The organism is Bradyrhizobium sp. (genome assembly GCF_050014615.1).
Lineage (GTDB): Bacteria > Pseudomonadota > Alphaproteobacteria > Rhizobiales > Xanthobacteraceae > Bradyrhizobium.
The window spans coordinates 1-8880 of record NZ_JBEKCZ010000209.1 but is presented as its reverse complement, the minus strand read 5'-3'; the positions used below and the strand labels follow the sequence as shown (position 1 = coordinate 8880).

At 61.3% G+C, this 8880-nt stretch carries 7 protein-coding genes; 5 read left to right on the top strand and 2 right to left on the bottom strand.

Annotation, left to right across the window (positions count from 1 at the left end; all coding sequences use genetic code 11):
* The 3 genes from ABR948_RS25005 to ABR948_RS24995 all read left to right on the top strand — a co-directional run.
* Nucleotides 1–660 (top strand): SDR family NAD(P)-dependent oxidoreductase (locus ABR948_RS25005; RefSeq protein WP_428123141.1); only part of this gene is annotated, 660 nt, incomplete at its 5' end.
* A gap of 193 nt (nt 661–853) precedes the next feature.
* Entirely contained in the window at nt 854–2563 is a 1710-nt protein-coding gene (locus tag ABR948_RS25000) for a sulfatase-like hydrolase/transferase (RefSeq protein WP_428123139.1), read from the top strand.
* Nucleotides 2564–2647: 84 nt separating this feature from the next.
* The gene (locus ABR948_RS24995) at nt 2648–3832 is read left to right on the top strand and encodes a uroporphyrinogen decarboxylase/cobalamine-independent methonine synthase family protein (protein WP_428123138.1); all 1185 of its coding nucleotides are present in this window, start codon (nt 2648–2650) and stop codon (nt 3830–3832) included.
* 26 nt (nt 3833–3858) lie between these two features.
* Here the strand turns inward: ABR948_RS24995 and ABR948_RS24990 are convergent, their stop codons facing one another.
* Nucleotides 3859–6462 carry a tetratricopeptide repeat-containing sulfotransferase family protein gene (locus tag ABR948_RS24990; RefSeq protein ID WP_428123137.1) on the bottom strand — a complete coding sequence of 868 codons (2604 nt, stop codon included), beginning with the start codon at nt 6460–6462 and terminating at the stop codon, nt 3859–3861.
* Between the two features lie 684 nt (nt 6463–7146).
* On the opposite strand from ABR948_RS24990, the gene ABR948_RS24985 reads away from it, so the two are divergent.
* Nucleotides 7147–7599, top strand: coding sequence for a hypothetical protein (locus tag ABR948_RS24985; protein ID WP_428123135.1), 453 nt, complete (start codon nt 7147–7149; stop codon nt 7597–7599).
* 122 nt (nt 7600–7721) lie between these two features.
* Entirely contained in the window at nt 7722–8366 is a 645-nt protein-coding gene (locus ABR948_RS24980) for a formyltransferase family protein (RefSeq protein WP_428123134.1), read from the top strand.
* Nucleotides 8367–8433: 67 nt separating this feature from the next.
* Here ABR948_RS24980 and ABR948_RS24975 read toward each other — a convergent pair whose 3' ends face one another.
* The gene (locus ABR948_RS24975) at nt 8434–8724 is read right to left on the bottom strand and encodes a hypothetical protein (protein WP_428123133.1); all 291 of its coding nucleotides are present in this window, start codon (nt 8722–8724) and stop codon (nt 8434–8436) included.
* Between the last annotated feature and the right edge of the window lie 156 nt (nt 8725–8880).

Here is an 8880-nt window from a genome sequence, read left to right as displayed (position 1 = left end):
CTGGCGGCCGCGCGCGAGGTTCGCACGGCGCTGGCGGGTGAAACGCTCACCGGGCTGGTCAACAATGCCGGCATCGCGGTGGCGGGACCGGTGCTGGAGCTTTCGGCCGACAAATTCCGCCAGCAGATGGAGGTCAATGTCATCGGCCCGATCATCGCCACCCAGGCCTTCGGTCCGCTGCTCGGCTCCGATCCGACGCTGAAGGGGCCGAAAGGGCGGATCGTGATGATCAGCTCGGTCGCGGGCAAGAATGGCAATCCGTTGACCCCGGCCTATTCGGCGTCCAAGCACGCGATCGAGGGCCTGTCAGAGAGTCTGCGCCGCGAAATGATGCTGTTCGGCATCGACGTCATCATCGTAGCGCCAGGTGCGGTGAAAACCCCGATCTGGGGCAAGACCGAGGAACTTTCCGGCTACGAGAATTCACCCTATGCGCCGGCGCTTGAAAAAATCCGCGCCTACACCAAGCACCTGAGTGAAATCGGATTGCCGGCCGAGAAGATCGCCGAAGTGATCGCCGATGCCCTGACATCGGCAAACCCCAAGGTCCGTTACCAGGTCACGCCGGATCCGATGCGGCACCTGATTACGGGCATCCTGCCGAAGCGGACGGTCGATCGTATTATCGCCAAGCGTCTCGGATTAATGCCGCCGGCCTGACCGAGCGCGTCCAGGAAGGTTGACGGCCTCAAATGGCCCGGAAGCGGCGCCCGGCCAGCCGCTTCTGTTGCGCTGTCATGACGTTTCCACTACATTTTTATGACACGCCGCAGACTCCGGCTGCGGGGTGCGTCTCCTGGTCATCGCCAGCCAAGGCCCAAAGGCCGTGCCGGGTATCGTTGCGTACGAACCCATGGCGCCGCCGCCAAATCCAGGTCCCTCCGCTACCGTCGCCGCCGCAGGGGTCGCTTCGGTCGGGTTCTGGCGGTGGCTGGCGGTCGCGGCCCCCCATCTCGGGGCGCTCGTCGTCATGTTTCAGACCGAAACCGATTTTGCGGCGCGCGCGGGCTTTGTGCTGTCGTGGGGAATCCTGAACTTCTTCTGGATCGCGCTGTTGCGGCGTCCGGCGCTGTCGGGCGCGCTGTCGCTGACGCTGGTCGTGGTGCTGGTCCTGCTGTCGCGGCTCAAGCACGACATCGTGCAGATGACCGCGAACTTCGTCGATCTGATGGTGATCGACCGCGATACCGCGGCGTTTCTGTTCACGATCTTCCCCGGCCTGCGCTGGTCGGTGATCTCGGCGGCCTTGGTCACCATCCCGCTGATGTATGCGCTGTGGTGGCTCGATCCGTTTCGCATTCGCCGCCTGCCGGCGGCGGCCGGCATGCTGGCGTTTCTCGCTGCACTGGTCGGATATGCCTTCGCCTGGCCGGACGAGGCCTGGCGCGGCTACTACGACGACGGCTATCTGTCGAAATTCTCCCGCTCCGGCGTCACCGCGGTGTCGGATTTCATCCATTACGGCTTCATGGAATCGGACGCGGTCGCCACCGCACGTCTCAATATGCCGCTGCTGGATTCCTGCCATCCGACCGGGCGGCGGCCGAATATCATCATGATCCACGACGAATCCTCCTTCGATATTCGAAGCGCCGATGGCATCAAGGTGCCCCAGGGCTATGGCAGCCATTTCAAATCGTTCGACGGCAAGGCGCGCAAATTTCTGGCCGAGAGCAATGGCGGCCCGAGCTGGTTTACCGAATACAATGTGCTCGCCGGGCTGTCGTCGCGTTCGTTCGGCCGGTTTTCCTATTTTGTGACCCGGATCGCGTCGGGCCGCGTCGCGCGCGGGCTGCCGCTGGCGCTGCGCCGCTGCGGCTACGATACGATTTCGCTGTATCCGGCGTTTGGCGCATTCATGAGCGCACGCAGTTTTCAGATGACCACCGGCATCCAGCATTTCTACGACGCCCACGATCTCGGCGCCAAGGACGTCGAGCCCGATAGTTTCTTCTACGACAAGGCCCTGGGCCTGATGTCGCAGCAGGCGCCGGCGGCGCCGCTGTTCATGTTCGTCTATCTCGCCGCCAATCATTTTCCGTGGGAGACCCGATTCCGTCCCGAACTGACGCCGTCGTGGCGCCCGCCCGGCAACGAGCCGGTGGTCGATGAATATCTGCGCCGGCAGGCGATGAGTGCGGACGATTACACGGCGTTCATCGCGGGATTGAAAAAGAAGTTTCCGGCGCAGCCGTTTTTGATTGTGCGGTACGGCGATCACCAGCCGGAATTCTCGCCGCATGTTCTCGATCCCGACCTCGACGAGGCCGGCGTCGGCAAGAAGCTGGAGAATTACGACCCGCGCTATTACGCGACCTATTACGCGATCGATGCGATCAATTTCGAGCCGGTCAAAAGTCCCACCGCGATGGAGACCATCGACGGGCCCTATCTGCCGCTGGTGATCCAGGAAGCCGCCGGCATCCCGCTCGATCCGTCGTTCGAGGAGCAGAAAGCGATCATGCTTCGCTGCAACGGGATGTTCTATGCCTGCAGGGACGGCGCCGAAGCCCGCCGCTTCAACCGCCTGCTGATCGACGCCGGCCAGATCCACGGATTGTAGGCGAGCGGATTTGGGTTGTAGGATGGGCGAAGGCGCATTCGCGCCGTGCCCGCGATCATTCACCGAACGAGCCTTGAAACAACCATGCGACGAAGTCACGATCGTATTCTCACGACGCATACCGGAAGCCTGCCCCGTCCGCCCGCCTTGACGCGGCTATATGCCAGGGGAGCGCGGGGGGAATCCGTCGATCCGGTCGAGATCGAGCAGGCCGGCCATGCCGCCCTGCAGGAGATCGTTCCGAAACAGATCGCGGCCGGGATCGATATCGGCAACAATGGCGAGCAGCAGCGCGAGGGATTCTTTCTCCATGTGCGGCACCGGATGACCGGGTTTGGCGGCACCTGGAAGCGGTGGCCGCGCGCCGATGTCGAGGACTACCCGGTTTTCAAGCAGTCGCTGGAACAACAAAATGCCGGCAAGGAAATGGTCAGCAGCTTCGCGCCGCCGAAAGCGATCGGCGAAATCCGCTACGCCGGCGTCGCGGAGGCGATCCGAGAATGCGTTGATTTTCGCAACGTGCTGAGCGATCGCGCGAGCGCCGGCGAGCGCGGCTTCGTGGAGGCGTTTCTGACCGCGCCGTCGCCCGGCATCGTCGTGGCCGCGATCCGCAACGAGTATTACGACACCGAGGACGCCTATCTCGCCGCCGTCGGCCGCGCCCTGCAGGTCGAATACGAAGCGATCGTCGCGCAAGGCTTTCTGCTTCAGCTGGACTGCCCGGATCTTGCGCTGGAGCACCACATTTCGTTTCAGGATCGCCCGACTTCCGATTTTCTGGATTTCGTCGAGCGCGTGGTGGCGACCATCAACGAGGCGCTGCGCAACATCCCGCGCGACAAGGTCCGCATGCACGTATGCTGGGGAAATTACGAGGGACCGCACGATCGCGACGTGCCGCTTGAGACGATCCTGCCGCTGATCGCGCGAATGAATGTCGGCGCCCTGGTGTTGCCGTTCGCCAATCCCCGCCATGCCCATGAAGTGCGATGCCTTGAAGGGCAGGCGATCGCCGATGACCAGATCGTGGTGGCCGGCGTCATTGATTCACTGACCAACTTCGTCGAGCATCCGCAGGTGATCGCCGAGCGGATCGAACGCGTCGTCAAGACGCTTGGCGATCCCTGCCGCGTGATCGCTGGAACGGATTGCGGGTTTGACAGCGCCGCCGGTGCCGGTCGCGTCGCGCAGGACGTCGTGTGGGCCAAATTGGCCGCCTTGAGCGAAGGCGCCCATATTGCGTCGAGCCGGCTGTTCCCAAAGGCCTGAAGCCGCCGCTCGCCGCCTCTCTGGCGTCACCCGGTCGCGCCGCTCTGGCGCGGCAAGCTGTCCGATCCTGACATCGGCGGCCGCAGTTCGGCGAGAAGCGGCTCCAGCAGGGATCCATAGCCGTGGCCCCTTCCGATCGAACTCGTATAGATCGGCTTCCTGACCTGAGTGGCGCTCGAGGTGCGGACAACTCTTTCCGTACGATGGAAGTCGAGACAATTTGGGTCCCACGGCAGGCCGCAATGGGCGACAACGCGACGCGCCACAGCCTCGACGTCGGCGACCGTATCCTCATAATTCACGTCGATGATACGCCCGGGCGGCAGTACGCGGTGCCAATGCGCCATCAGGGCCTTATAGTGCCGGTAGTAGCGTCCGAGTTCGGTGAGATCATAGGTCTGGTAATTACCTTCGGTGAAAAGCTTGGAGAAGCAGGAGATGCAGGTATCCACCGGATCCCGGACGGTGTGAATGATGGTCGCATTTGGCAAGGCGAGGTGGATCAGTCCGGCAAAAGCAAAATTAGCCGGCATTTTATCGGTGACATGAGACGACGCCGGCGCCAGTTGCTGGATTCCGGCCAGATATTGCCGGCCGAGTTGGCGAAAATGTTCGCCCGACATATGCAAGGCGAGTTCCGGATAGGCCGGCGCGCCGCGCATCGCGGAATGGAGATCGATAATGGCGCGATCGAGCAGCTTCAATTCTCCGGCGCCGTGCACTTGAGGGTGGCTCGCCAGAATCTGCTCAATCAGGGTCGTTCCTGACCGCGGCATTCCAACGATGAAGATCGGCTTGCGCGAAGGTTCGCCGACGCCGTGCGAGGCGCGGATGAATTCGGACGTAAACACCTGCTGGGTGCGATCAATCACGCCCAAAACGGCGGCTTCGTCATATTCGATGCGCGCGCGCTTGAGCTTGTTGCCCGCCAGGAGCCGCCTGAACTCGTCTTCCGGCCGGCCGATGTCCGCGTAAGCCTTGGCCAGTGCAAAGTGCAGTTCGGTCCGTTTGGCGACCGCGAGGGAGCCTTCATCCCTCAGCAAAACCTCGAGCGCCGTCAAATAAGGATCGCCGTCCGTGTATTTTCTGACTTCCCCCAACTGACGGAAGTGCATGGGCTCCCGCGGCGCCAGCGCGACGGCCCGTTCGGCGGCTTCGCGGGCTTCGGTCAGTCGGCCGAGATCCATCAAGGCGACGCCGAGATTGTGGTGGGCCCCGGCCAAAGTGGGCTTCAACGCGATCGCGCGTCGGGTGACTGCCTCTGCTTCATCATGCCTGTCCAGCGCGATCAGGACGTTTCCGAGATTGAAGTGCGCCTCGGCGTGATCCGGGTTGATCGCGATCGCACGCCGGATCGCGGCCTCCGCCTCATCATATTTGCCGAGATCGCCCAGCACCTTTCCGAGATTGGAAAGAGAAGCGACATGGTTTGGCTTGAGCTCGACGGCATGCCGGATGACCGCCTCAGCCTCGGCGAGGCGGCCATAGTCGGTGAAGACGATTCCGAGATTGCAATAGGCTTCGACATAATCCGGCGCGAGCTGGATGGCGCGCTGCAGCGCCTGCTCCGCTTCGCGGGTACGATTTAGCTTCTGAAGGGCGCTGCCTCGACCATTGATCGCACCGACAAAGTCGGGCTCCAGCGCCAGGGCCTGGTCGTAATCCGCAAGCGCTTCGTCTATTCGGTCCAGCTCCTGCAGCAGATTGCCGCGGTTATTGAGCACTGCGACCAGGCCGGGACTCAATGCCAGCGCCCTGCCGTAGCTCAACAGTGCCTCATCGGACCTCCTGACGTCAGCCAATACGACGGCACGATTATTGTGCGCCTCGACAAAATCCGGATTCACCGCGAGGGCTGCGTCAAAATTCGCAAGCGCCTCTTCAGATCGATTCATATCCTTCAATATCATGCCCCGGCTATTGAGCGCCGCGGCCAGGTTCGGGTTCAAAATGGTCGCCGCATTGTAGCAGGCCAGCGCCTCGTCGGTGCGACCAAGGGTTCTCAGAACATTGCCGCGGTTATTGAACGCGTCGGCATAGTCGGGCTTCAGTTCCAGGGCTCGGTCGTAACTTGCAAGCGCCTCATCCAGACGATCGAGGATATGCAGCATGTTTCCGCGGTTGTTGAGAGCCTCGGCGTAGTTCGGTTGCAGCGCCAGGGCCTTTTCGTAACTTTCCAGCGCCTCGTCGATCCGACCCAGCGCGTTGAGAACGGTGCCGCGGTTATTGAAGGCGTCGGCGTAGTCGGGCTTGAGTTCGAGTGCCTTGTTGTGGCTTGCCAGCGATTCCTGAAACTTGCCCAGGCGTTCCAATGCCAGGCCAAGGTTGGAAAACCAGGCCGGGTTATTTCGGTCCAGCCTTATCGCCCTGCCGATCCATTCGGCGGCGACGTCATAACGCGCAACCTGGTAGGCGATGGAGCCGATCAACTGAAGTGCGTCGGCATGATCCGGCTGTATGGCCAAAATCCGTCGATAATGCTCCTCGGCCTCGGCAAGTTTTCCGGCTCTCTGGCATTCAAGTCCCAGTTCCAGCAAGCCGGCGGCCGCTGGATTGACCGATCGATTGCCCAATTTGGCGTTGGCCCGGCGTTGACGACGATTCAGTGCGGGCGCTCTTGCTGATGGCATCGGTTCCTCAATCGCAGGATTGCTTATGGGACAATCGATCGGCAATTCTGCGATGCAGGCGTTCGAGTTCAGACCGGCTCATCTCCACCGAGACATCGTCTTGATTGATGGCCGGATCTGTAATGAAATTCAGCTCGACTGAATCTCCCTTCAGAACCGGCGTGCCGCTTACCGATTTGTAGATGAGCCGCCTTCGCATGGTGATATTCGCCGCGCTATGAAGAAGCGCCGTCCATTGAACAAGTCATGGCGCTGGATGAAGTGGGGAAGTCGCGAATCACGCATCTACAAACACGAAGGTACGGACGCTGCATCGCATGACGAGTTAAAAAATGTTTAGGTGCTGCTCAAGCGGTGAGCACCGCAGAAACAAATAGACTCAAATGCGAAGCCCGTATTTTTACGGTCGCGGTGAAAAACCTTCGATGATGCGCAACTGTTGACGTGTTCAGCGGTGTTTTGGGTGCTGCTCACGCAACGCCAGCAGCGGGCAACCTGGAAACAAATAGACTCAAATGCGAAGCAGGATCTTTTTTCGTTCGCAGTGAAAAATCGTCGATGATGCGCGGCAGTCAAGCCGGCCCTGATTTTACGCGCAGGTCACGGGCCATGGATGACGCGACGAAGCCGGCGCCGGATCCATCGGGACGTCGATGCCGGGTCGTCGTTCGAGATAGTTAACTGATGATTAATTTTATTCTGCCAGGGATGCTTGGCGCGGCCCGCTATCGCGGCGGCGATGAACGGAGGTTTCTAATGAGCAGTATCATGAGCGTCCTGCAGTCTTCCTACTCGACAGCGGCGACCCCAAGCCTCATCTCGCCAGGAGACAAATTCGCCCCCGTCAATGCCGCAAGCTATCAGGGCACCTGGACCGGCAAGGATTATCAGAATCAGCCGATCACGATGTCGATTACCAAGGTCAGCGGCTACCGCGCCAACGTCACGCTGCAGACCTCCGCCGGCCTGCAGTTTCAACGAGCGCTGATCACCACCAAGGGCACCTTTCGAATCGGCGATTCCCAGTTCACGCTGGGTGCAAACGGTTCCGCGACAATCAGCACGATCGTGACCAATGCCACCACCGGCATCCAGACCGAGAATAAGGCCACCCTTACCCAAGACACCACCCCCTAGCTGTTCGTGATGAAAAGAGGCCGCCATCCGACGTGCTGGCTCGCTATCGCGACTGGATCGGATAGTTCGCGGAAGCCGCCCGGGCGCGACGAAGCGAGACGCACCCAACCAACAGCCATCTGATGTTCGATACGATCATCTTACTGACCAGCAGGGTGGAGCGGCCGATTTTCGCGTCCGTTCTGTCCACGCACAATCCATGCCTGACCATCGTCCCGGTGGAAACGCTTGTTGAACTCGACGCGCTGGCGCCGGACACGCTGGCGCGCGCGCGGCTGATTGCCTACGCCACCGGCATCGTCGTGCCCGCGCAGGTGCTGGATCGGCTTGGCTTTGGGGCTTATAATTTTCATCCGGGGCCGCCGGCCTATCCTGGCTGGGCGCCCGCCCATTTCGCGCTATACGCGCGCGCCACGCAATTCGGCGCGACCGCGCATGTCATGGTCGAGCGGGTCGACGAAGGCCCGATCGTCGGCGTCGAGATGTTTGCGATACCGCCGGGCGCTTCGGTGGCCAGCCTTGAAGGGATGGCCTATGCACGTCTGTCCTTTCTGTTCTGGACGCTGGCGAGACCGCTCGCCACCGGCAGCGAACATTTGCCGGAACTGCCGCTGCGATGGAGCGGAACCAAAAGCACGCGCCATCACTATGCGGCGCTGTGTGACATTCCCCTCGATATTGCGCGAGACGAACTGGATCACCGCATCGAGGTGTTCGGTGAAGACCCGAACTTCGGGTCGCGCCGAACATTTGTCGGCGCGGCGTAGCGTTTTCCGCGGGAAAGCTCCCAGCAGGTTTGCCGGGAAATCGGGGGCGGCTGGCGCGTGACGAGGGCTAGCGCAGCGGCAGCCAGACGATGCCGCAGGGGCCGTTGCAGCTGACACAATGCGCCGGTTGGTCGAAGGTGGCGGCCAATTCCCATGCCTGCTGTTCATTGCTCCACTGCGCGGTCGCCTGGGCGATGATGTCGTCGGACTGGCAACTGGCGCATACCGGCGTGGACCGTGTCGCCCGCGACATCTGCCGGTTGACGATCTGGGCTGGCTGGGCTGACGACTGGGTTGACTCTTGGGTTGAACCAAACTGGGTCGAATTGAACGGATTTAGAAGCAACGCGTGTGTCATGCTATTTCCCGTTGAAGTCGGGCCGGATCCAGCCCTCATCACGGTGCAAACTTACCCCCGAGATCACGTCTCTGTCTCCAGTGTGTCACGTTCCACTGTGGATTATTTTGATACCGGTTGGGACGAGGGGGTGTCAGGGCTCTTGCATGCAAAAGA

Excerpts from the sequence above, each read along its gene's own strand:
- ABR948_RS24980 (WP_428123134.1), top strand. The coding sequence starts at position 7,722 with ATGTTCGATACGATCATCTTACTGACCAGCAGGGTGGAGCGGCCGATT.
- ABR948_RS25000 (WP_428123139.1), top strand. The coding sequence starts at position 854 with ATGGCGCCGCCGCCAAATCCAGGTCCCTCCGCTACCGTCGCCGCCGCA.
- ABR948_RS24975 (WP_428123133.1), bottom strand. The coding sequence starts at position 8,724 with ATGACACACGCGTTGCTTCTAAATCCGTTCAATTCGACCCAGTTTGGT.
- ABR948_RS24990 (WP_428123137.1), bottom strand. The coding sequence starts at position 6,462 with ATGCCATCAGCAAGAGCGCCCGCACTGAATCGTCGTCAACGCCGGGCC.
- ABR948_RS24995 (WP_428123138.1), top strand. The coding sequence starts at position 2,648 with ATGCGACGAAGTCACGATCGTATTCTCACGACGCATACCGGAAGCCTG.
- ABR948_RS24985 (WP_428123135.1), top strand. The coding sequence starts at position 7,147 with ATGATTAATTTTATTCTGCCAGGGATGCTTGGCGCGGCCCGCTATCGC.